General features: G+C 71.1%; 20 protein-coding genes. 12 read left to right on the forward strand and 8 right to left on the reverse strand.

From position 1 onward, the window contains the following. Window positions 1–45 precede the first annotated feature (45 nt). Entirely contained in the window at window positions 46–1347 is a 1302-nt protein-coding gene (locus ACFTQE_RS09060; RefSeq protein ID WP_376924742.1) for an ABC transporter substrate-binding protein, read from the reverse strand. Window positions 1348–1578: 231 nt separating this feature from the next. Here ACFTQE_RS09060 and ACFTQE_RS09065 point away from each other — a divergent pair, with 231 nt between their 5' ends. Together ACFTQE_RS09065 and ACFTQE_RS09070 are read left to right on the forward strand one after the other, a co-directional pair. Then, on the forward strand, window positions 1579–2391 hold the full coding sequence (locus tag ACFTQE_RS09065) for a M15 family metallopeptidase (RefSeq protein ID WP_376924743.1): 813 nt from the start codon (window positions 1579–1581) through the stop codon (window positions 2389–2391). Then, a complete protein-coding gene (locus ACFTQE_RS09070; RefSeq protein ID WP_376924744.1) occupies window positions 2384–3715 on the forward strand; it encodes an MFS transporter in 1332 nt (443 codons plus the stop codon). Before ACFTQE_RS09065 ends, ACFTQE_RS09070 begins: the two co-directional genes overlap by 8 nt. Here the strand turns inward: ACFTQE_RS09070 and ACFTQE_RS09075 are convergent. Together ACFTQE_RS09075 and ACFTQE_RS09080 are read right to left on the reverse strand one after the other, a co-directional pair. Beyond that, window positions 3678–4694, reverse strand: a complete 1017-nt coding sequence (locus tag ACFTQE_RS09075; protein ID WP_376924745.1) for a DUF1648 domain-containing protein — start codon at window positions 4692–4694, stop codon at window positions 3678–3680. The two genes, ACFTQE_RS09070 and ACFTQE_RS09075, sit on opposite strands and share 38 nt — an antisense overlap. Further along, window positions 4691–5041 (reverse strand): GntR family transcriptional regulator, encoded by a 351-nt coding sequence (locus ACFTQE_RS09080; protein ID WP_376924746.1) that lies wholly within the window; start codon window positions 5039–5041, stop codon window positions 4691–4693. Before ACFTQE_RS09080 ends, ACFTQE_RS09075 begins: the two co-directional genes overlap by 4 nt. Before the next feature lie 323 nt (window positions 5042–5364). Between ACFTQE_RS09080 and ACFTQE_RS09085 the strand changes: the two genes are divergently transcribed. After that, on the forward strand, window positions 5365–6519 hold the full coding sequence (locus tag ACFTQE_RS09085; protein ID WP_376924747.1) for an amidase domain-containing protein: 1155 nt from the start codon (window positions 5365–5367) through the stop codon (window positions 6517–6519). Window position 6520: 1 nt separating this feature from the next. Here the strand turns inward: ACFTQE_RS09085 and pgm are convergent, their stop codons facing one another. Continuing rightward, window positions 6521–8146, reverse strand: coding sequence for a phosphoglucomutase (alpha-D-glucose-1,6-bisphosphate-dependent) (pgm, locus tag ACFTQE_RS09090; protein ID WP_376924748.1), 1626 nt, complete (start codon window positions 8144–8146; stop codon window positions 6521–6523). A gap of 27 nt (window positions 8147–8173) precedes the next feature. Further along, a complete protein-coding gene (locus ACFTQE_RS09095) occupies window positions 8174–9451 on the reverse strand; it encodes a DUF445 domain-containing protein (protein ID WP_376924749.1) in 1278 nt (425 codons plus the stop codon). Between the two features lie 87 nt (window positions 9452–9538). Between ACFTQE_RS09095 and pheA the strand changes: the two genes are divergently transcribed. The 4 genes from pheA to ACFTQE_RS09115 are packed head-to-tail and all read left to right on the forward strand — an operon-like array spanning window position 9539 to window position 12200. Next, window positions 9539–10492: a prephenate dehydratase gene (gene pheA / locus ACFTQE_RS09100; protein WP_375836537.1), complete on the forward strand. Its 954-nt coding sequence runs from the start codon at window positions 9539–9541 to the stop codon at window positions 10490–10492. Window positions 10493–10519: 27 nt separating this feature from the next. After that, complete coding sequence (locus tag ACFTQE_RS09105) at window positions 10520–11092, forward strand: hypothetical protein (RefSeq protein WP_376924750.1); 573 nt, start codon at window positions 10520–10522, stop codon at window positions 11090–11092. Next, window positions 11089–11379, forward strand: coding sequence for a hypothetical protein (locus ACFTQE_RS09110; RefSeq protein ID WP_376924751.1), 291 nt, complete (start codon window positions 11089–11091; stop codon window positions 11377–11379). Before ACFTQE_RS09105 ends, ACFTQE_RS09110 begins: the two co-directional genes overlap by 4 nt. Continuing rightward, window positions 11376–12200, forward strand: coding sequence for a hypothetical protein (locus tag ACFTQE_RS09115; RefSeq protein WP_376924752.1), 825 nt, complete (start codon window positions 11376–11378; stop codon window positions 12198–12200). The genes ACFTQE_RS09110 and ACFTQE_RS09115 overlap by 4 nt, the downstream gene beginning before the upstream one ends. Before the next feature lie 12 nt (window positions 12201–12212). On the opposite strand, the gene ACFTQE_RS09120 is transcribed toward ACFTQE_RS09115, so the two are convergent. Together ACFTQE_RS09120 and ACFTQE_RS09125 are read right to left on the reverse strand one after the other, a co-directional pair. Continuing rightward, entirely contained in the window at window positions 12213–13328 is a 1116-nt protein-coding gene (locus tag ACFTQE_RS09120) for a sensor histidine kinase (RefSeq protein WP_376924753.1), read from the reverse strand. Then, the gene (locus ACFTQE_RS09125; RefSeq protein ID WP_376924754.1) at window positions 13325–13975 is read right to left on the reverse strand and encodes a response regulator; all 651 of its coding nucleotides are present in this window, start codon (window positions 13973–13975) and stop codon (window positions 13325–13327) included. Before ACFTQE_RS09125 ends, ACFTQE_RS09120 begins: the two co-directional genes overlap by 4 nt. Before the next feature lie 182 nt (window positions 13976–14157). Here ACFTQE_RS09125 and ACFTQE_RS09130 point away from each other — a divergent pair, with 182 nt between their 5' ends. The 3 genes from ACFTQE_RS09130 to ACFTQE_RS09140 are packed head-to-tail and all read left to right on the forward strand — an operon-like array spanning window position 14158 to window position 17323. Further along, complete coding sequence (locus ACFTQE_RS09130; RefSeq protein WP_376924755.1) at window positions 14158–15435, forward strand: efflux RND transporter periplasmic adaptor subunit; 1278 nt, start codon at window positions 14158–14160, stop codon at window positions 15433–15435. After that, complete coding sequence (locus tag ACFTQE_RS09135) at window positions 15432–16142, forward strand: ABC transporter ATP-binding protein (RefSeq protein WP_376924756.1); 711 nt, start codon at window positions 15432–15434, stop codon at window positions 16140–16142. Before ACFTQE_RS09130 ends, ACFTQE_RS09135 begins: the two co-directional genes overlap by 4 nt. Continuing rightward, window positions 16139–17323, forward strand: coding sequence for an ABC transporter permease (locus ACFTQE_RS09140; RefSeq protein ID WP_376924757.1), 1185 nt, complete (start codon window positions 16139–16141; stop codon window positions 17321–17323). The genes ACFTQE_RS09135 and ACFTQE_RS09140 overlap by 4 nt, the downstream gene beginning before the upstream one ends. Before the next feature lie 12 nt (window positions 17324–17335). Here the strand turns inward: ACFTQE_RS09140 and ACFTQE_RS09145 are convergent, their stop codons facing one another. Next, window positions 17336–18343 (reverse strand): diacylglycerol/lipid kinase family protein, encoded by a 1008-nt coding sequence (locus ACFTQE_RS09145; protein ID WP_376924758.1) that lies wholly within the window; start codon window positions 18341–18343, stop codon window positions 17336–17338. A gap of 108 nt (window positions 18344–18451) precedes the next feature. Between ACFTQE_RS09145 and serS the strand changes: the two genes are divergently transcribed. Both serS and ACFTQE_RS09155 read left to right on the forward strand, forming a co-directional pair. Continuing rightward, window positions 18452–19717: a serine--tRNA ligase gene (gene serS / locus ACFTQE_RS09150; protein ID WP_376924759.1), complete on the forward strand. Its 1266-nt coding sequence runs from the start codon at window positions 18452–18454 to the stop codon at window positions 19715–19717. Next, window positions 19714–20544 (forward strand): HAD family hydrolase, encoded by an 831-nt coding sequence (locus ACFTQE_RS09155; RefSeq protein ID WP_376924760.1) that lies wholly within the window; start codon window positions 19714–19716, stop codon window positions 20542–20544. Before serS ends, ACFTQE_RS09155 begins: the two co-directional genes overlap by 4 nt. The last annotated feature ends 40 nt before the right edge of the window (window positions 20545–20584 follow it).

Consider the following 20584-nt stretch of genomic DNA (forward strand, 5'->3'; position numbering starts at 1 on the left):
CCCTCGGGCGGTGCGCCCGAGGGCCCTCCGATTCCTCAGGTGGGACTACTCGCCGACGAGCTCGTGGAGCAGCTCGATCGTCTGGTCCCAGGCGGCGGCGGCGTCGACCTCGCCGCGGTCGAGCGCCGACAGCGGCGGGCCGAAGACGTTCTCCTGGATGACCGAGTCGTCAGGGCCCTTGAACTGGGCGACGACACCCTCTGCGCGGGCGGCGAGGATCGCTCCGGTGGGGGCGCCGTTGAAGAACTCGTTCGGCGTCGCCTCCTCGGCGAGGGTCGTCTGCGCCTCGACGGTGCTCGGGAAGTTGCCGGCGGCAGCGGACTGCTTCACCTGCTGCTCGGGCTGCGTGAGCCAGTCGGCGAGCTTGGCCGCGGCTTCCTTGTGCTCCGAGGTCTCGGGAACCGAGAGGAACGCGCCGCCCCAGTTGGCTGCGCCGCCGGGGAAGACGTCGGCGAAGTCCCAACCGGTCGAGGCGTCGCCGCCGCCGGTCTCGACCTGACCCTCGACGACACCGAGCATCCAGCCCGGGCAGATGAAGGTCGCGAAGGTGCCGTCGACGAACGACTTGCCGCCGTTCCAGTCCCATGCCGTCTGCGCGGCCGAGAGGCCGTCGCCGACCGCTGCCGCGAGCAGGTCGTAGTTCGCCTTGAGGTCGGCGTTGTCCTCGACGTTCAGTTCGCCGTCGGCCGTGTAGTAGCCCTCGGGCATCTGGTTGACCATCGAGTTCCAGACGAAGCCGGAGTGGTCGAACCACGCCTTGCCGGTCGCCTGCTGGTACTGGCGGCCCACGTCGAAGTAGTGCGCCCAGTCGCCGTTCAGCAGCTCGGCGACGCTCTCGCGGTCGCTCGCGATGCCCGCGGCCTCGAGTGCGGGCCCGTTGTAGCAGATGCCCGTCGGGCCGATGTCGGTGCCGTAGCCGATGACCCGGCCCTCGGGGTCGGTCGCCTGCTCGTACTTCCAGTCGACCCAGTCGCCCTTGCGGTCGGCGATGCCGTAGTCGGCGAGGTCGACGAACTGGTCGGAGACCTCCATGATCGCGCCGAGCCAGCCTTCCTCGATCGCCACCACGTCGGAGAGGCCCGAGCCTGCGGCGAGCTTGGTGAACGCGTCGGTGCGGGCGTTGCCGCCGGTGTCGATGTTGGTGGCCTCGATCGTGACGCCGGGGTTGGCGGCCTCGTACTCGGTGTACAGGTCGTCGTATCCGAACGTGCCGAACGTGGTGACGGTCAGGGTGATGTCGCCGTCGGTCTCGTCGCCGCCACCTGTCGAACAGGCGGATGCGAGGAGGGCGATGGTCGCTGCGCCGGCTACGGCTGCGGCAACCTTCGTGTGGCGTGAGAGCTTCACGGTCACTCCTTTGTGTGTGCGTGGGCGGGAATGTGTCACAGTGCGTGAGAGCGCTCTCGTCCGAAACGGTGAGAGCGCTCTCACGATTCGAGAGGTGACTCTATGCAGTCGGATGGCCTCCTGTCAAGAGAGCGCTCTCACGGCGTGTTCGCGGGACCGCGAACGAACCCGCTGTGCGCGGTGGAAGGGCGGCTCGGCGAGCGTTCAGCACGTCCGGCGTAGACTCGCACGGTGTCATCGAGTGAGCGCCAGAACCCGTCCGACGAGGCGGGGCAGAAGCGTCGACTCGTGATCGCCGGCTCGTTGAGCCTCGCCCTGATCGCCGTCGCCGTCGTCGTGATCGGCGCCGTCTCCGGCGGTCCGGCCGCGGGATCGACGAGTGCCGGGGCATCCGATTCGACGGAGAGTGCGACCCCTCGACCGGTGTCGGGCGCTGCGCAGGAGCCCGCCGCCGTCGACACCTTCGACCGCACGGCGCACTCCATCGACGACCCGAACAGCATCTGGGTGGTCGTCGACAAGCTCCGCCCGATGAACCCGCAGGACTTCGAGCCCGAGGACCTCGTCGAGGTCGACGTGCCGCACACGTGGGAGCCGATGATGCGTCAGGAGGCCGCCGACGCGGTCGTCGCGATGTTCCAGGCCGCGTCCGACGAGGCCGACCTCACCCTCGCCTCGAACAGCGCGTTCCGCTCGTACAGCTCGCAGGAGGAGATCTACGACGGCGACGACCTGCTGACCGCGCGGCCGGGGTTCAGCGAGCACCAGACCGGACTCGTGATGGACATCGGCGCCGAGAGCGGCGACTGCTCGCTCGACGCGTGCTTCGCCGACACCGACGAGGGCATCTGGCTGCGCGACAACGCCTGGCGGTTCGGCTTCATCCTGCGCTACCCGGCCGACAAGACGCCCGTCACGGGTTACGAGTTCGAGCCGTGGCACTACCGCTACGTCGGCGTGCCGCTCGCGACCGAGATGCACGACACCGGCGTCACGACGCTCGAGGAGTTCTTCGGCCTGCCTGCAGCGCCCGAGTATGAGTGAGCGCGTGCCGCATCGCGGCCTCTCGCTCACCGTGCTGGTCGTCAACCAGCTCCTCGCCGGCGTCGGCGTGGCCTCGGGCATCGCCGTCGCGGCGCTCCTCGTCGAAGAGCTCACCGGCGTCGTCGCCCTCGCCGGCCTCGCCCAGTCGGCGAGCGTGCTCGGCGCCGCGATCGTCGCCATCCCGCTCGCCCGGCTCGCAGTGCGCTCGGGCCGCCACGTCGCCCTGGCGACCGGGTATGCGCTCGCCATGACCGGAGCCGTGCTCGTGATCGCGGCCGCCGCGAGCGGGTGGGTGCCGCTCGTCTTCCTCGGCCTGGCCGCGTTCGGCGCCGGCAGCGCCGCGGGCCTGCAGGCGCGCTTCGCAGCGACCGAGGTCGCGGCCGCCGGGTTCGAGGCGCGCTCGATGTCGATCGTGCTCTGGGCGACGACCATCGGCTCGGTGGCCGGCCCGTTGCTCTCGGCCACGGGCGACACCGTCGGCATCGCGCTCGGCCTGCCGCCGCTCGTCGGCCCGTTCCTGTTCTCGGGCGTGGCGTTCGCGCTCTCGACCCTGCTCGTGGCGACGCTCCTCCGTCTGCCGAAGCCCGGCACGATGGCGACGGATGCCGCGAGCAGCGCTCCCGACGTCGCTGCGACGCAGGCCGACGAACTCGCCCCCGATCACGTCGCCGACGCCGGGGGAGCGGCGCCCGCGGCCGAGCCGATCGGGGCCTGGGCCGCGTTCCGCATCGCCGTCCGCGAACCGCGCTCGCTGTTCGCGATCCTCGCCATCGTGTGCTCCCACACCGTCATGGTCGGCGTCATGGTGATGACCCCGGTGCACATGACCGCGCACGGCCTCTCGCTCTCGCTCGTGGGCGTCGTCATCAGCATCCACATCATCGGCATGTACGGCGCCAGCCCGCTCGTGGGGTGGCTCGTCGACCGCATCGGCCCCCCGCGGGTGATCGTCATCGGCGTCGGCATCCTCACGAGCGCCGCGCTCATCGGCATCCTCGCGCCCGCCGACGACATGCTGCTCGTGCCGCTGGCGCTCGGCCTCCTCGGCCTCGGCTGGTCGTGCGGGCTCATCGGCGGGTCGACGCTGCTCACGACCTCGGTCGAGCCGTCGATCCGGGTTCCGCTGCAGGGCGCGACTGATGCCGCGATGAACCTCGCGGCCGCGGCATCCGCTGCCCTGTCGGGGGTGGTGCTGGGCGCGGCGGGCTTCGCAGGGGTGAACGTCGTGGCCCTGCTCGTGCTCGTGCCGCTCGTGATCGCCGGTGCTCGTGCCCGCCGCGCGGGTCTCAGCGAGCAGTCGGGTCGACGCGCTCCCGTGCGCTGAGCGCCTCGAGCAGGGCGGCCGCGGTGGCGGCGTCATCGACGGTCACGACGAACCGCCGGCCGTTCCGGCGGGTGACCTGGACTGCCTCGCCGGCACGGAGCACGATGCCGAACGCGCCGTCGGGCGCGAGGCGGATGCCCCAGCCGCCGAACTCCGCCGTCGGGTGCACGTTCGTGACGGCGACCGCCTCGACATCGGCGAGCGGCACGCCGAAGCGCGGGATGCCGAGGGGCGAGCGGACGACGAGGCCGCGGTCGTCGACGCGGACCCGGAACACGAACGTCGCGGCGGCGAGGACCACGAGCAGCACGGTGACGCCGAGCATCACCCACCAGGCCGCGGAACCGGTGGCGGCGACGACGACGGTGCCGATCGCGAGTGCGACGATGCTCGCGACGATCGCGAGCATGCCGCCCCGCGTCATCGTGGTGGTGCGCACCCAGACCGCTCGCTCGCCGGCGGCGAGGTCGAGCGGTTCGACGGCGCGCGCCGGTGTGCGTCCGTCGGTCGTGACGTTCGGCTGTGCGAACCATCCGCCGAGGCCCGCCGCGATGGCGAGCACGGCGCTCACTAGGATCTGCATCCCGATGCCGGGTGCGTCGAGCGGATCGTCGAGTCCGCGCTGCATTCCGAACGACCAGGTGAGGCCGACGACCAGCAGCACGTTGGTGCCGATCGAGATGGCGGCGAGCAGCCGCAGCATCGGGCCCCACCGGCCGTCACGCGTGCCGACGAGCATGATGCCGGCGAAGAGCGCCACGAGTCCGAACCCCAGCACGGCCGTGCCGAGCGGGACCGACCACGCGGGGCCGAACCCGTCGGGGCCGCTCCCGCTCCAGTGCGTGGCGACCGTCGGCGGCACCTGGGGGAGCCACGCGACCATGAGCCCGACGGCGACGAGGGTGAGGATCGCCGGCAGCGCGCAGCCGATCAGCAGGAAGCGGCGGCGGGCGGTGCGGACGTCGGTTGGCGCGGTCATCGGTAGGTCTCCTTCACGAGGGCGGCGAGGGTGTCGGCGGCGAGGCCGAGGGTGCGGGCGCGGGCGCCGAGCGCTGCGATGTCGTGGTGCAGGTGCGCGAGGGGCTCGACGGCCTCGGTGACGACGGCGCCGCGGCCACGACGCATGTCGACGAGCCCCTCGTCGCGAAGCTGCTGGTAGGCGCGAAGCACCGTGTGCAGGTTGACGCCGAGCGCGCCCGCGACATCGCGAGCCGACGGCAGGCGGTCGCCTGCGCCGAGGCGCCCGGCAGCGGCATCGGCGTGGACGGACGCGACGATCTGGGCGAAGATCGGCGTGTCGCTCGCGGGATCGACTCGGATCAGCATCGGTACAACCTTTCAAACTGTTCTATAAATACTAGAACAGTTCTGCATCGGATCGGCAACCGTGCGCCGCGTCGTGATGGCGAGCCCCGGATTTCCGGTGAGAGCGCGCTCTCACCGGCTTCCCAGAGTTTGAGAGGCTTCCTCACAAATTCACGTGATGGGGTGGTGAACTTCCCCCCCGATCACGTACCCGGAATCCCCCTGTGCCCTTCCCCTTCTTCTCGTCTGCCTCCGCGCCCGCCGAACCCCCCGCACGACGCCGCTCGACCTATCGGGCCCCGTCGTCCGGCGACCCCGGGTTCGAGTCGGCCCCGGAGCCGAGCGTGACCGCCGACACGGCTGCGACGCCCGTCGCCGGCGCGACCCGGGCCGAGGCGACCGAGCTCGAACGCCGTGCCGACCGCCGTGCGCGGCACCGTGCCGAGCGCGTGCGCAACCGCCGCCCGTCGAGCGGTGCACCGCGCCGGTTCATGGCGCTCGGCTGCGCGAGCGCGATCCTCAGCGTCAGCGCGTTCGGCGCCGTCGCCGCCGCGTCGGCCGATGACGAGACGAGGCTCGCCGCCGCCCAGCAGAGCTCGGTCGCCGCCGCGTCCGCCGCGTCCGCCGGCGACGTCATCAACGCCCCGGTCTCGATCGCGAAGCGTCCGACGGTCACGAGCGGCCTCTCGACGGCCGCCGCGCCGTTCACCGGCGGCACGCAGGTCACCGTGGCCGGCGAGCAGCTCGACCAGGTCGCCCAGGTCGCCGTCGGCGGCGTCGCGGCACCCATCGTCGCCGCGACCGCCGAGCAGTTGACCTTCCAGGTCCCCGCCGTCGCCGACACCGCGCTCGGCGAGGTGGCCGTGGCGTTCACGGATGCCGCAGGCGCACCGATCGCCGTCGCCACCCCCGGCACCGCGACGGTCGCCGGAGCCGCGGCCCCCGCCTCCCTCGCCGCCCAGCTCACCGGGATCGACGAGGCCGCGGTGCACGCGCCCACGACGTCGCTCACGCTGACGTACACGTCGAACCCCGCGATCGATGCGCAGGTCGGATACGTGCTCACCTACTGGAGCAGTTACAACACCGCCCAGTACACCGTCTTGAGCGGTGTCGACTGCGCGAACTTCACGAGCCAGTCGCTCGTCGCCCGCGGCTGGGCCATGGACGCCGGCTGGTACTACGACCAGGCGACCGGTGCGATGTCGCCGAGCTGGTCGAGTTCGACCGCCATGCGCGACTGGCTGTACGGCCGCCCCGACCTCGCGACCCCGCTCGACGATTCGCAGCGCGGGCTCGTGAAGGTCGGCGACATCGCCCAGTTCGACTGGGACGGTTCGGGCGACCGCGACCACACCGCCGTCGTCACGCGCGTCGAGCACACCGCGAACGGCACCGCCGTCTGGGTCGGCGGCCACACGAAGGACGCCGACTACTGGAACGTCGACGAGGCGCTCGCCTCGGGCGGCGGCAGCGTCACCTACTTCTCGCTGAAGTAGGTCAGCCCCCGAGGGCCGCGTCGACGATCGCCTTCGCCTCGGCCTGCACGAGTCGCAGGTGCTCGGCGCCCTCGAACGACTCGGCGTAGATCTTGTAGACGTCTTCAGTGCCGCTCGGCCGGGCCGCGAACCACGCGTCAGCCGTCTCGACCTTCACGCCGCCGATCGCCGCGCCGTTGCCCGGTGCGTGCGAGAGCTTCGCCGTGATCGGCTGGCCGGCGAGCTCGGTCGCCGAGATCGCGTCGCCGTCGAGCTTGCCGAGGGCGGCCTTCTGGGCAGCGGATGCCGCGGCATCCGTGCGCTCGTAGGCCGGATCGCCGAAGCGCTCGACGAGGTCCGCGTAGAGCGCGGAGGGGGACTCGCCGGTGACGGCGCGAATCTCGGAGGCGAGCAGGCACAGCAGGATGCCGTCCTTGTCGGTGGTCCAGACCGTGCCGTCGAAGCGCAGGAACGAGGCGCCAGCGCTCTCTTCGCCGCCGAAGCCGACCGAGCCGTCAACGAGGCCGGGCACGAACCACTTGAAGCCGACCGGCACCTCCCAGAGACGCCGGCCGAGGGCCGCGGCGACCCGGTCGATCATCGAGCTCGAGACGAGGGTCTTGCCGATCGCGGCATCCGCTCGCCATTCGGGCCGGTGCGTGAAGAGGTACTCGATCGCGACCGCGAGGTAGTGGTTGGGGTTCATGAGGCCGCCGTCGGGCGTGACGATGCCGTGCCGGTCGGCGTCGGCGTCGTTGCCGGTGAGGATGTCGTAGCCCTCGTGCGCGAGCACCGAGGCCATCGCGCTCGGCGACGACGGGTCCATGCGGATCTTGCCGTCCCAGTCGAGGGTCATGAACGACCACGCCGGGTCGACGCGCTCGTTCACGACGGTCAGGTCGAGCTCGTAGCGGTCGCGGATCGCGCCCCAGTACGACACCGACGCCCCGCCGAGGGGATCGGCGCCGATGCGGATGCCCGATTCGCGGATCGCGTCGAAGTCGATGATGCTCGCGAGGTCGTCGACGTAGTTGCCGCGGAAGTCGTACGTCTCGACCCCGCTGGGCTCGGCCTGCTTGACGTCCTTCAGGCCGCCGGCGATGAGCTCGTTGGCGCGTGCCGCGATCCACGAGGTGGCATCGGAGTCGGCCGGGCCGCCGTGCGGCGGGTTGTACTTGAACCCGCCGTCCTGCGGCGGGTTGTGCGACGGAGTGATGACGATGCCGTCGGCCTCGCCCTCGGCGCGCCGCTCCGGGTCGTTGTTCCACTTCAGGATGGCGTGCGAGAGCGCCGGGGTCGGAACGTAGTCGTCGAACTCGTCGGCGAGCACGCGCACCCGGTTGGCCACGAGCACGTCGAGCGCGGTCGTCTGCGCAGGGGCGCTCAGAGCGTGCGTGTCGGCGCCGATGAACAGGGGGCCGGTGATGCCCTGCGACGCGCGGTACTCGACGATCGCCTGCGTGATCGCGAGGATGTGGTCTTCATTGAACGCCGTGTTGAAGGCGGAGCCGCGGTGCCCCGAGGTGCCGAACGCCACGCGCTGCTCGGGAACCGAGGCATCGGGATGCAGCTCGTAGTAGGCCCTGACGAGGGCCTCGACGTCGATGAGGTCGGATTCGATGGCCGGGGTGCCTGCGCGCTCGTGCATGCGACCAGTCTGGCACCGCGCGCCGGTTCAGACGAGGGCGTGCACCGCAGTCGCGATCGAGTAGATGGCGAGCCCGGCGAGTGCGCCGACCACGGTGCCGTTGATGCGGATGAACTGCAGGTCGCGTCCCACCTGCAGCTCGAGCTTCTCGGTGGTCTCCCGCGGGTCCCAGCGCTCGACGGTCTCGGTGATGACCCCTGCGATCTCGTGGCGGTAGTTACGCACGACGTAGGCCGCGGCATCCGTCACCCAGGTGTCGACCTTCGCGGCGAGGCCCTCGTCGGCGACGAGGCGCGCGCCCACCTCGACGACCGCGGAGGACAGCCCGGCCCGCAGCTCGCTCGACGGGTCGGCGAGCGCGGCGTCGAGCGTCGCCTTGACCGAGGCCCAGGCCTCGCCGGCGAACTCGCGCACCCGAGGGCTCTCGAGCAGCTCGGCCTTGAGCTGCTCGACCCGGGCGATCATCGCCGGGTCGTGCTGCAGGTCGTCGGCCAGCTCGGCGAGGTAGCGGTCGATCGCGTAGCGCAGCGGATGCCCCGGATCGGCGCGCACCGCCCGTACGAAGGCGAGCACCTCGCGGGAGGCGCGGTCGTCGACGAGTCGGTCGACGAAGCCGGGCAGCCAGCGGGGGAGCCGGTCGGAGACCATGCTGCCGAACGCCTCGGGGTGCGCTTCGAGCCAGGCCTCGGCCTTCGCGAGCACGGCGTCGACGGCGGCCCGCTGCTGGTCGGCGGCCACGAGCCGGGCACCGACCCGGCCGATCGCCGGGCCCCACTCGGGCTCGAAGAGATGGCGGCGGGCGAGCCGCTCGATCACGTCCTCCACGTCGTCGTCGCCGAGCAGGGTGAGCACGCCGCGTGCGGCGACGGATGCCTCGGCGGTGAGCCGTTCGGCATTGGCCGGCGTCGCGAGCCAGCCCCCGAGCCGGCGGGCGATGCCGATCGAGCGGAGCTTGCCGAGCACGACCTCGTCGGAGAGGAACTCGTGCTCGACGAAGGCGCCGAGGGTCGCGCCGATCTCGTCCTTGCGCCGCGGGATGATCGCGGTGTGCGGGATGGGGATGCCGAGCGGGTGGCGGAACAGCGCCGTCACCGCGAACCAGTCGGCGATCGCGCCGACCATGGCGCCCTCGGCGGCCGCGCGCACGTAGGCGAGCCACGGCACCTCGTCCTGCAGTGCGAACGACACCGCGAAGACGACGGCCGCCACGACGAGCAGCCCGGTCGCGACGCGCTTCATGCGGCGCAGCGCCGCGAGCCGCTCGACGTCGGTCGGCACGATCCGGTGGTCGTCGATCGTGGTCATCGGTGCCCCCTCACTTGCGCGTCGCACGGCGTCGCACGGTGTCGACGCTAGCCTGCTCGGTCGTGGCCCGGTGGATAGGCTGGCTGCATGACGGATGCCGCGCCCACATCGCCCGAGGAGACGTACTCCTACCTGGGGCCGGCGGGCACCTTCACCGAGGCGGCGCTCAAGCAGGTCGCCGCGGCATCCGGAAAGCACTGGCGCGCGGTGAACAACGTCGGCGAAGCGCTCGCCGACGTTACGAGCGGCCGCTCGACCGCGGCGATGATCGCGATCGAGAACTCGATCGACGGCGGCGTCTCGGCCACGCAGGACGCGCTCGCGACCGTGCCGGGGCTCCGGATCCTCGGCGAGTACCTCGTGCCGGTGAACTTCGTGCTCGTCGCCCGGCCCGGCACGGCGCTCGCCGACGTGCGGGTCGTGAACGCCCACCCCGTGGCCTACGCGCAGTCGCGCGGCTGGCTCGAGCGCGAACTCCCCGATCACGGGCACATTCCGGCGACGAGCAACGTGGCAGCCGCGGCATCCCTCTTCGAAGGCAGCCAGGCCGACGCGGCCGTCGCGCCGCCCGGCATCACCGAGCACCTCGACGTCGACGTGCTCGCACGCGACATCGGCGACAATCCCAACGCCGTGACGCGCTTCGTGCTCGTCAGCCGCTCGCGCGAACTGCCCGAGCCGACCGGCGCCGACAAGACGAGCCTCATCGTCGAGCTGCCCGATGACGAACCGGGCGCCCTGCTCGCGATGCTCGAGCAGTTCTCGACGCGCGGCGTGAACCTCTCGCTCATCCAGTCGCGCCCGATCGGCGACGCCCTCGGCCGCTATCGCTTCGTCGTCGACGTCGACGGACACATCGCCGACGAGCGCGTCGCCGACGCGCTGCTCGGCCTGCGCCGCACGAGCCCGAAGGTGATCTTCCTCGGCTCGTATCCGCGCGCCGACGAGCAGGCCGTCGCCTACCACTCGAAGTACGATGACGGCATCTTCATCGAGGCGCGCGACTGGTTGCGAGGCCTCTTGAGCGGCGAGCCCGACTGATCGGGACGCCCTGACCCGAGGAGTCTCGTGAGCGACGGAGCGACGATCGGCATCGACCCGCGGTTCGATCCGCGCTACCAGCGCGGGTACTCCGGAGGTGCAGCGGATGCCGCAGCGCCGCCGGTGCCGGCGGCGTTGCGGGTTCCCGAGCCGCCGGAGTCGATACGCGCGCGGATCGCGCCGGCGAACGATCGCGCTCCCGCGCCCGCTCCCGCTGCTGCGACGATGGCGCGCGCGGCAGACCTCGACGATGACCCCGAGCTGTTCGCGGGGTGGGTCTCCGAGGCGGAGCTCGCGTCGGAGGCCAGGGCCGACCTGCCGTTCCTCACGGCCTGGGCGGTGTCGGCGGCGGCCGTCGTCATCGGGGCGGCGCTCTTCTGGACGGGCATCTCGAGCTTCAACTACTTCGGCCCCTCGACCGAGTCCGATCGCGTGATCCAGACGCTCTCGTGGAGCGTGGCGCCGCCGTTGCTGCAGGCCGGGCTCCTCGGCATCGTCGTGATGCTCGTGTGGAGCGGTATCCGGCGCGCCCGTGCCCAGTCGTCGTCGCGACCTGCGCGAGGCGCCGGACCGGCCGAGGTGCCAGGGGCGCGGGCATGATCCGCCGGCTCGCGACGAATCCCGCCGCCGTCGCGCTCGTGGTGCTGCTCGTGCTGTGCCTCGTCGGCACCGTGTGGGGCGTGCAGCTGACCGTTGCCGATCAGGGGATCACGACCACGGGCGATCCGACGGAGCAGCAGGAGTGGCAGGCGCGCATCATGCGCCTCGCCGGCTTCGTCCCGACGGTCGCGACGTTCGTCGGCGTCGCGGCCCTGCTCGGCGTCCTGGTGATCGCGTCGGCGAGCCGGTCTCGCACTGCGCCCTCCCGACTCGAGGAGCCGACATGAGCGACGACGCCACGAGCGGGCTCGACCCGCGGTTCGACCCGCGCTACCAGCGCGGGTACGACGGGCACGGCGTGTCGGGCGTTGCAGCGGATGCCGCGGCGCCACCACCGCGTTCGGTGGAGGCTTCGAAATCGACGCCCTCGCCGGCGCCGGGAGTCGACCGTGTTCCTCAACTGCCGATACCGGCTGCCGCGGAACCGCGCGCGGCCGAGGAGGTCGACGGCGCCGTCGAGCAGCTCGTTCGGGAGTTCGGGCCCGGCGAGTCGGAACCCGACGGTCCGGCGGGCACGCTCCGGCCCTGGCTGATCGCGGCATGGGCGCTGCTCGGGTCGTTCGTCGTCGTCGGCGTCTCATTGATCTGGACGGTGAACAACGACGTGAACCTCTACACGGGACTGTCGCAGAACAACGCGCTCCGCGACCTCTCATGGATGGCGGCGCCGGCGCTCGTCAGGGTCGGTCTCCTCGGCGCGGTCGCGCTGCTCGCCGCGCTCACCGTGCGCCGCATCCGCTCGGCGCCACTTCGCTCGGACTCGGTGTCGCGCTACCCGGCATTCCTCGGCCTGATCGGCATGATCGCGGCGGCCATCCTCCTCGTCGCCTACTACGTCACGCTCACGGCGGACGGGCGCCTGAACAACTGGAACGGCGCCCCGGATGAGGAGCTCGTCCAGATGATGGCCGTTCAGCAGACCGTGAACATCCTCACCACCGCGGCGGTCGAGGCGGCCCTGTGGTCGGCGGTCGCCCTGCTCGCCCTCTGCGCGGTCAGCAGGATCAGTGCGGCACGCGCACGACCTGCGCAACCGGATCGACCGTGAACCGCGCCGCGGTCACGAGCCCGAACCCGGCTCGGCGCGGACGGGGAAGGTGAAGGTCACGAGAAAGCCCCCGTCGGGCTTCGCCTCCGATTCGAGCGAGCCGTGGAGCACCTCCGCCCGTTCGCGGAGGCCGATGAGGCCATGGCCCGAGGAGGGCAGGTTCATCGGCGGCCGCGTCGGTGGCGAGTTCGATACCGTGAGGCGGATCATGCGGCCGTCGGAGCGAGCCCGAACCTCGGCGGTGGCGCCCGGTGCGTGCTTCCTGACGTTCGTCAGGGCTTCCTGCACGACGCGGTAGAGCGCTCGACCGGCTCCGGGCGGCAGCGGCGAGGGCAGCTCGAGGTCGACGACCGTCGGGATCCCGCTCTCGTCGATGAGCGTCGGGATGTCCGCCTCGGTCGGCTGCGGCGCCATGAGGGCGCCGCCCGCATCCGGTGCGCGGAGCACGGAGACCATCTGCCGGAGCTCATCCAGGGTTCGCGTCGCGAGCGACCGGATGGTGCGCGCGGCTTCGGCGACCGTCGGATCGGGATGCGAGACCTGCAACGCGCCCGATTGGACGGCGATGAGACTCACCTGATGCGAGACGATGTCGTGCATCTCGCGCGCGATCCGGGTGCGCTCCGAGGCGATCGCCTCCTCCTCGGCGAGCTGCTGCGCGTTCGCCAGTGCGGCATTGAGCCGGTCGAGGCTCTGCGACAGCTCGGCCCGAGCCCGGACGAGCCAGCCGAGGGCGACCGGGGCAGCGGCCGTCATCATCGCGTACAGGAAGGTGTACGTCGTTCCAGCGGGGTCTTCCCAGCTCAGCCAGGGGAGATGGAGCTGGCTCGTGAAGACGATCCCGCCCGCGATCAGCGTCCCCCAGATCGGTGTTCGAGACACCGCAACCGCGAACAGTGCGATCAGGACGGGCACGAGCGTCGTCGTGAAGAACAACGCGGGGAGCGTGAGCACGAAGCTGAGCCAGGGGAGGCGGCGGCGCAGCGGAAGCCCGATGACCGCGAGGGCGCCGAGCGCCGTATTGAGCGGCGTCTCCCACGGGACCGAGGAGAGGACATCCGCGGCGGCGCACGCCAGGACGACCGCTTCCACGACGGCCGGATGCACCCGCAGACTCTGCCGCGTCATTCGGACTCCGTGAATGTCAGGCCGCCCCGCTCGGCGATGAGTGCCGCCTGGACACGGGTCGTCACGCCGAGTTTCGCGAGAATCGAGCTGACGTGATCCTTCACCGTCCCGACCCCCAGGAACATCCGGCCGGCGATCTCCGCATTCGAAGACCCCGTCGCGAGCAGCGACAGCACTTGTCGCTCGCGGTCGGTCAGGGCGCCGAGCGCAGCGGCGGCCTCGGGATCGGTGCTGTCGACATAGCCGTGCACCACGGTGTGCGACACCTGGGGCGAGAGCACCACCCCTCCTGATGCGAGCGCCCGGACCAGCACGGGCAGGTGCTCGGGATCCGTGTCCTTCAGGAGGAAGCCGATCGCGCCGCCGGCGAGTGCGCGGGAGATGTGCTCCTCGGTATCGAAGGTCGTCAACATCGCGACGACCGGCGGGTCGGCGAGCGTCTGCACGTCAGCGAGGATCTCGAGCCCGCTCCGGCCCGGCATCCGGATGTCGAGCAGGACGACATCCGGTCGACCACGTTCGATCGCGGCGAACGCCTCGGAACCGTCGACCGCGGCGATGACCTCGATGTCGTCCGCGGCCCCCAGTATCAACTGGAATCCGGAACGCACGAGCGCTTCGTCATCGACGACGACCACCCTGATCATTCGGCCTCCTCTGTCGAGATCCACGATACGGAGCTGGTGCCCGCCTCGGCCATGCCGCTGGGTGAGAACTGGTCGACCGGCGGGCGAGGAACCGGCGATCGGCGGGTGTTCCGTCGCCATGTCGGCGGGCAACGTTGAAGGCGGGCAGGCCGAACACGGCGTGCTCGGAAGGAGATGCCGCCGTGAACAGACGCAAGTGGTGGGTCGTTGGAACTGCGGTCGGCCTGACGGTGGCGACCGCCGCGACGATCGCCGTCGTCTCGCTCACCCCTGCCGCTGCCCCGAACCCATCGAGCGAGGCGACCGCAGTCGTCGAGCGATCGAGTGTCGTCTCGACCGTCAGCGGCAAGGGGGCGCTGGCCGCAGTGTCCACGGCGAACGCGTCGTTCGCCTCCGCCGGGACGGTGACGGGAATCGCCGTGACGCTCGGTCAGACCGTCACAGCGGGGCAGGACCTTGCGACGATCGACCCGGCCGCCGCGGATCGCGATCTCGAGAAGGCGCGGGGCGCGCATGCGGCCGCCGGCCAGGCCGTCGAGACCGCCCGCGCCAATGCCGCCCGTGCCCGAGGAGCGCTCGACGCCGCCCGCACTGCACTCCAGGTCGCGGCGCAGGCCCCCGTGGCCGCTCCGGTCGAGGGGGTTCCGAGCGAGGATCGGCCCGCGAAGATCGCCGCCGCCCAGCAGGCGGTCCGTGAGGCCGAAACCGCGGCCGCGACCTCCGAGACCGAGATCGGCGGTGCCGTCCGCACACGCGATGACGCAGCCCGTGACGTCGCTGCGGCGGAGTCCGCGCGCACGCAGACCACCCTGAAGGCGCCCATCGGAGGGGTGGTCACCGCGATCAACGGGACCATCGGCTCCGCCGCCGCTGGGGGCGGGAACAGCCAGGCTGGAGCCGGGCAGGCGCAGGCCGCTGCGAGCAACAGCCCCGGATTCATCCAGATCTCCGACACCTCGTCGTGGATGATCACCGTCGCGGTCTCCGAGCTCGACGTGACGAAGGTCGCCGTCGGGCAGGCGGCGAAGATCAGCCTGCCGGGGGCAGGCAACGAGATGATCACGGGCGAGGTCACGATCGTCTCGCCGACTCCTGCATCGGCGACGGACGGCGTCGTCAGCTACCCGGTCTCCGTCAAGCTCAACGAGGTGCCGAAGAACCCGAGACTCGGACTCACCGCGTTCGTCGAGATCGTCGTCGCTGAAGCGAAGGACGTTCCCACCCTCCCGAGCGAGGCGATCACCGAGACCGAGCCGGGGTCCGGGGGCGTTCGGATGCGAACCGCGAAGGGCGCGGTCACGTTCGTCGAGGTGAAGACCGGCGTGACCGGGGACGGCAAGACCGAGATCAAGTCCGGTGTGAAGCCGGGCGACACGGTGATCATCGACATCCCCACCGGCCAGCCCACGCAGACCGGGGACGACGCGGACACGGGACTCGAATTGGGGGCGGCGCAATGAACGTCGCACCGGCGATCCAGCTCGAGGGGGTGGGCCGCGTGCACGTCACCGATTCGGGCGACGAGGTTCACGCCCTCCGCGACATCGATCTGACGGTCGCCGCCGGCGAGTACGTGGTGATCGTCGGGCCGTCGGGGGCCGGAAAGTCGAGCCTGCTCAACATCCTCGGATGCCTGGACGCGCCGACCACGGGCTCGCTGACGATCGCGGGGGCCCCGGTCTCCGAGTTGTCGGAGGGACAGATCGCCCGGATCAGGAACGAGCGGATCGGATTCGTGTTCCAGTCCTTCAACCTCATCCCGGCGCTCACCGCCAGGCAGAACGTGGAGCTTCCCGCCGTCTACGCCCGCGTCCCGCGAGAGCGGCGGCGTCGGCTCGCGATGGCCGCCCTCGACCGGGTCGGTCTGGGGGATCGAGCCCATCACCGCCCGAACCAGCTGTCGGGCGGGCAGCAGCAACGCGTCGCGATCGCGCGTTCGATCGTCAACGAACCGGCCTTCGTCCTCGCCGATGAGGCGACCGGCAACCTCGACTCGAAGGCCACCGAAGACGTGCTCGGGATCTTCGACGAGCTGCACCGGCTCGGAACGACCATCGTGGCGATCACGCACGAGGACGATGTCGCGGCGCGAGCGGAACGCGTCGTCGTCGTCAGGGACGGCCGGATCGCGGAGACCTACCGGAACCGGGAACGTGTGCTGATATGAACATCATCGACTTCCTCACCGCCGCGTACCTCGGGGTCAGGGGCAACCTCACCCGTGCGGTGCTGACCATGCTCATGGTCATGATCGGGGTCGGCTCCGTCATCACCTTGGTCGCCGTGGGCAACGGGGCCACGAAGCAGGTCACCGATCAGGTCGCGGCCCTCGGCGCGTCGTCGATCGAGGTGCAGCCGGGATGGAGCGAGACGGCCCCGAGCCAGCTGACGTTCGAGGATGCTGACGCAATCCGCGACAGCAGCGTCGCTCCCGCCGTGGACGAGGTCGCGCCGACGGTGATCGGGCAGACGAAGGCACTCGTGGATCGGACGTCGGCGAACCTCACCGTCGTCGGAACCACGAAGCCCTACTTCGCGATCAAGAACTCGAAGCTCAGCAGCGGCCGCTTCCTCACCGCCGACGACCTCGGGCACGCGGTCGCGGTCCTCGACGCGACCGCCGAGCAGGCGTTGACGCCAGGCCGGTCCGCCGTCGGCTCGACCGTCATCGCCGGTGCCACCCCGTTCACCGTCGTCGGGGTGGTCGAGGAGCCGGCGGGTGCCGCCCGACTCGGGCTCACGTACGGCGGCACCCTGTACGCCCCGATCGACACGGTGCAGGGCCGGATCACCGGCTTCGGACCGCTTTCCGGCATCGTGGTCTCCGCCCGAACGCCGAACGCCGTCAACGACGCGATGGCGCAGATCACCGCGGTGCTGTCGGCACGCGGTGGCGCATCGTCGCCACCGCCGACCTTCATCTCTCCCGACGACATCCGGTCAGCGCTCGGCGGTGCGAGCGAGAGCCTCTCCGACATGCTCGCCGGGGTCGCCGCCATCAGCCTCGCCGTGGCGGGGATCGGGGTCACCAACGTCATGCTGCTCTCCGTCCGCGAGCGAACCCGCGAGATCGGAGTCCGGAAGGCCCTCGGTGCCCGACGGCCGTGGATCGCCGGGCAGTTCCTCGTGGAGTCGACCATCGTCAGCACGGCCGGCGGAGCGCTCGGCGTGCTGCTCGCGCTGCTCATCACCCGGTTCGACATCAATGGAGTGGCGCCGCTCATCGACCTTCCGACCGTGCTGCTCGCCGCCGGAATCTCGGTCGGGATGGGCGTGGTCTTCGGAACCTACCCCGCGGTCAGGGCAGCCGGGCTGCAACCCGTGCAGGCGCTCCGGTCGGGGACCTAGGCGCCGCGTCCGTCAGTGCGGCACGCGCACGATCAGCGCGGCCGGATCGACCGTGAACCGCGCCGCGGTCACGAGCCCGAACTCGTCGCCGTCGATCTCGAACTCCTCGGCGTCGCCGTCGATCTCGAGGTCGACCACGCGGCCGCGCAGGTAGACGATCTCGCTGCGCCGGTTGCCGCCCGTGAGGTCGAGGAACTGGCGGCCGAGCGCCGACTTCCGCAGCACCCGGTTCTCCCACGTGACCTTGCGCCAGATGAGCAGCCAGCCGAACAGGTTGCGGGGCGCCAGCACGACGACGTCGAGCTTGCCGTCGTCGATCTCTGCGTCGGGGATCAACTCGATGTTGCCGGGCAGGTAGCCGAGGTTCGCGACGAGGATGCTCGAGACCTTCGAGCGGTGGTGCCGGCCGACGTCGAGCCGGTGCACGACGCGATACGGCTTCGACGCGGGCAGCGCCCGCAGGCCCGCGTCGACATAGGCGAGCCAGCCCACGCGCTTCTTCAGGTCGGGGTTCGTGTTCGAGATCATCGCGGCGTCGATGCCGATGCCGCTCATCACGAGGGAGACGTGGGTCTCGTCGGACCCGTCGGGCCGGGTGATGTCGGCCACGATGATGTCGACGGCGCGATCGAGGCCGGCGAAGGCGAGCACGACGGCGTCGGCCTGGTCGTTGACGGGGATCTCGAGGTTGCGGGCGAAGAGGTTGCCCGTGCCGATCGGCACGAGCCCGAGGGGCACGCCGGTGCCGCGCAGGCCGGCGGCGACCGAGCGCACGGTGCCGTCGCCGCCCGCGGCGATCACGAGGTCGACGCCCGCCTCGAGGGCCTCGCGTGCCATGCCCTTGCCGGGGTCGTCCGCCGCCGTCTCGATCCAGAGTGACGGGGCGAAGTGCTGTCGCTCCTCGGCCGAGGCGACCGCTGCGCGCAGGGTCTCGACCCCCTGTTTCGTGGGGTTGAAGATCACGGCCGCGCGCGGGCGTGCACCCGCGACATCCGCCGCCCCCTGCTGGTCTGCCGTCACGCAGCCAACGGTATTGCATCGCGCCGGGAATTCACCCCGTCGCCCGCGGCCGCGGGATCGGCGGAACCGCAGATCAGGCCGTCGGATGCCGCCGCTAGACTTGCTCGGGTGATCGATCCCGTGCTGCTTCGCGAGAACCCCGACCTCATCAAGCGCTCGCAAGAGCTCCGTGGGGAGTCCGTGGCGCTCGTCGACGCGGCCGTCGAGGCCGACGCCGCGCGGCGCACCGCGATCACGGTCTTCGAAGCGCTCCGCGCCGAGCAGAACGCCTTCGGCAAGCAGGTGGCGCAGGCTCCGAAAGACGCCAAGGCCGCCCTCGTGGCCGAGGCGCAGGAGCTCGCCGCCCGGGTGAAGGCCGCCAACCAGGCCGCGAGCGACGCCGAGGCCGAGTTCACGCTCGCCGTGCAGCGGCTCGGCAACGTCGTCATCGACGGGGTGCCGGCCGGCGGCGAAGACGACTTCGTCGTGCTGCGCGAGGTCGGCGAGATCCCGGCGTTCGACTTCGAGCCGCGCGACCACCTCGAGATCGGCGAGCTGCTCGACGCGATCGACATGCAGCGCGGCGCGAAGGTCTCGGGCGCGCGCTTCCACTACCTCAAGGGCATCGGCGCCCGCCTCGAACTCGCGCTCATGAACATGGGCCTCGATCGGGCGATCGCGGGGGGCTTCACCCCGCTCATCACGCCGACGCTCGTGCGGCCCGAGATCATGCAGGGCACCGGGTTCCTCGGCGCTCACTCCGACGAGGTCTACTACCTGCCCGAGCAGGAGCTCTACCTCACGGGCACGAGCGAGGTCGCGCTCGCCGGCTACCACGCCGACGAGATCATCGACGTCTCGAACGGCCCCATCCGCTACGCGGGCTGGTCGACCTGCTATCGCAGCGAAGCCGGCAGCCACGGCAAGGACACCCGGGGCATCATCAGGGTCCACCAGTTCAACAAGCTCGAGATGTTCACCTACATCGACCCGGCCGACGCCGAGGCCGAGCACGAGCGCCTGCTCGCCTGGCAGGAGGGGATGCTGCAAGACCTCGGGCTCTCGTACCGGGTGATCGACACCGCGGCCGGCGACCTGGGGTCGAGCGCGGCCCGCAAGTACGACGTCGAGGCCTGGGTGCCCACGCAGAACGCGTACCGCGAGCTGACCTCCACCTCGAACTGCACGACGTTCCAGGCTCGTCGCCTCGACATCCGGCACCGCACCGAGAGCGGCAAGACGGCCCCGGTCGCGACGCTCAACGGAACGCTCGCGACGACGCGCTGGCTCGTCGCGATCCTCGAGACGCACCAGCAGGCCGACGGCTCGGTCGTGGTGCCCGAGGCGCTTCGCGGCTACCTCGGCGGCCTCGAGGTGCTCGAGCCGATCGCATGAGCATCGAGCGGATGCCGCGGCTCGACGTCGACGAGCAGTGGTTCGTCGCGCTCGACGTCGACGGCACCATCATGCACGAAGACGGGTCGATCGACCCCGCCGTCGTCGACGCCGTCGCGGCGGCGCGCGATCGAGGTCACGTGGTCACGCTCGCGACCGGGCGATCATGGGCGACGACCGCGCCCGTGCTCGACCAGCTGGGGCTGAACCCCGAGTACGTCGTGTGCGCGAACGGCGCGATCACGATGCAGCGCGACGACTCGGCGCCCGATGGATACGTCCGCCGTCATGTCGAGACCTTCGACCCGACGCAGGTGCTCGAGCGCATCCGCGGGTTTCTGCCGTCCGGCAAGTTCATGGTCGAACTGCCCGACGGCTACCGCCTCTACACCGAGGGCATGACGGAGTGGAACCTCGAGAACGCCCGCGAGGTGCGCTTCGAGGAGCTGCTCGACCAGCGTGCCACCCGCGTCGTCGTCACGAGCCTCGAGCACGGGCTCGACGAGTTCTTCGGCATCGTCGACCAGATGGGGCTGCATCACGTGAGCTACGCGATCGGCTGGACCGCGTGGCTCGACATCGCCCCCGACGGCGTCAACAAGGCGACCGCGCTCGAACGGGTCCGAGGCTGGCTCGAACTGCCGATCGATCGCGTTCTGGCCGCCGGCGACGGGCGCAACGACCTCGAGATGTTCGCGTGGGCTGGGGCCGCCGGCCGCGCCGTCGCGATGGGCCAGGCGCCCGACGAGGTGCGCGAGGCCGCGAACGAGGTGGGCGGTTCGGTCGACGACGCCGGCCTGGCGGCGGTGCTCCACTCGTTGCCCTGACGCCTCGCGGTTCGCGGCGTTGTCGGGAGGCTCGAAGGCC

Origin of the sequence: Agromyces sp. NPDC056965 (assembly GCF_042673425.1) — a bacterium.
Taxonomy (GTDB): Bacteria; Actinomycetota; Actinomycetes; order Actinomycetales; family Microbacteriaceae; genus Agromyces.

Bases quoted from the DNA above. Each gene is read 5' to 3' on its own strand.
- pgm (WP_376924748.1), bottom strand. From the start codon at position 8,146: ATGCACGAGCGCGCAGGCACCCCGGCCATCGAATCCGACCTCATCGAC.
- ACFTQE_RS09080 (WP_376924746.1), bottom strand. From the start codon at position 5,041: ATGCTGATCCGAGTCGATCCCGCGAGCGACACGCCGATCTTCGCCCAG.
- ACFTQE_RS09125 (WP_376924754.1), bottom strand. From the start codon at position 13,975: ATGATCAGGGTGGTCGTCGTCGATGACGAAGCGCTCGTGCGTTCCGGA.
- ACFTQE_RS09140 (WP_376924757.1), top strand. From the start codon at position 16,139: ATGAACATCATCGACTTCCTCACCGCCGCGTACCTCGGGGTCAGGGGC.
- ACFTQE_RS09120 (WP_376924753.1), bottom strand. From the start codon at position 13,328: ATGACGCGGCAGAGTCTGCGGGTGCATCCGGCCGTCGTGGAAGCGGTC.
- pheA (WP_375836537.1), top strand. From the start codon at position 9,539: ATGACGGATGCCGCGCCCACATCGCCCGAGGAGACGTACTCCTACCTG.
- ACFTQE_RS09135 (WP_376924756.1), top strand. From the start codon at position 15,432: ATGAACGTCGCACCGGCGATCCAGCTCGAGGGGGTGGGCCGCGTGCAC.
- ACFTQE_RS09070 (WP_376924744.1), top strand. From the start codon at position 2,384: ATGAGTGAGCGCGTGCCGCATCGCGGCCTCTCGCTCACCGTGCTGGTC.
- ACFTQE_RS09095 (WP_376924749.1), bottom strand. From the start codon at position 9,451: ATGACCACGATCGACGACCACCGGATCGTGCCGACCGACGTCGAGCGG.
- ACFTQE_RS09115 (WP_376924752.1), top strand. From the start codon at position 11,376: ATGAGCGACGACGCCACGAGCGGGCTCGACCCGCGGTTCGACCCGCGC.
- ACFTQE_RS09075 (WP_376924745.1), bottom strand. From the start codon at position 4,694: ATGACCGCGCCAACCGACGTCCGCACCGCCCGCCGCCGCTTCCTGCTG.
- ACFTQE_RS09155 (WP_376924760.1), top strand. From the start codon at position 19,714: ATGAGCATCGAGCGGATGCCGCGGCTCGACGTCGACGAGCAGTGGTTC.
- ACFTQE_RS09110 (WP_376924751.1), top strand. From the start codon at position 11,089: ATGATCCGCCGGCTCGCGACGAATCCCGCCGCCGTCGCGCTCGTGGTG.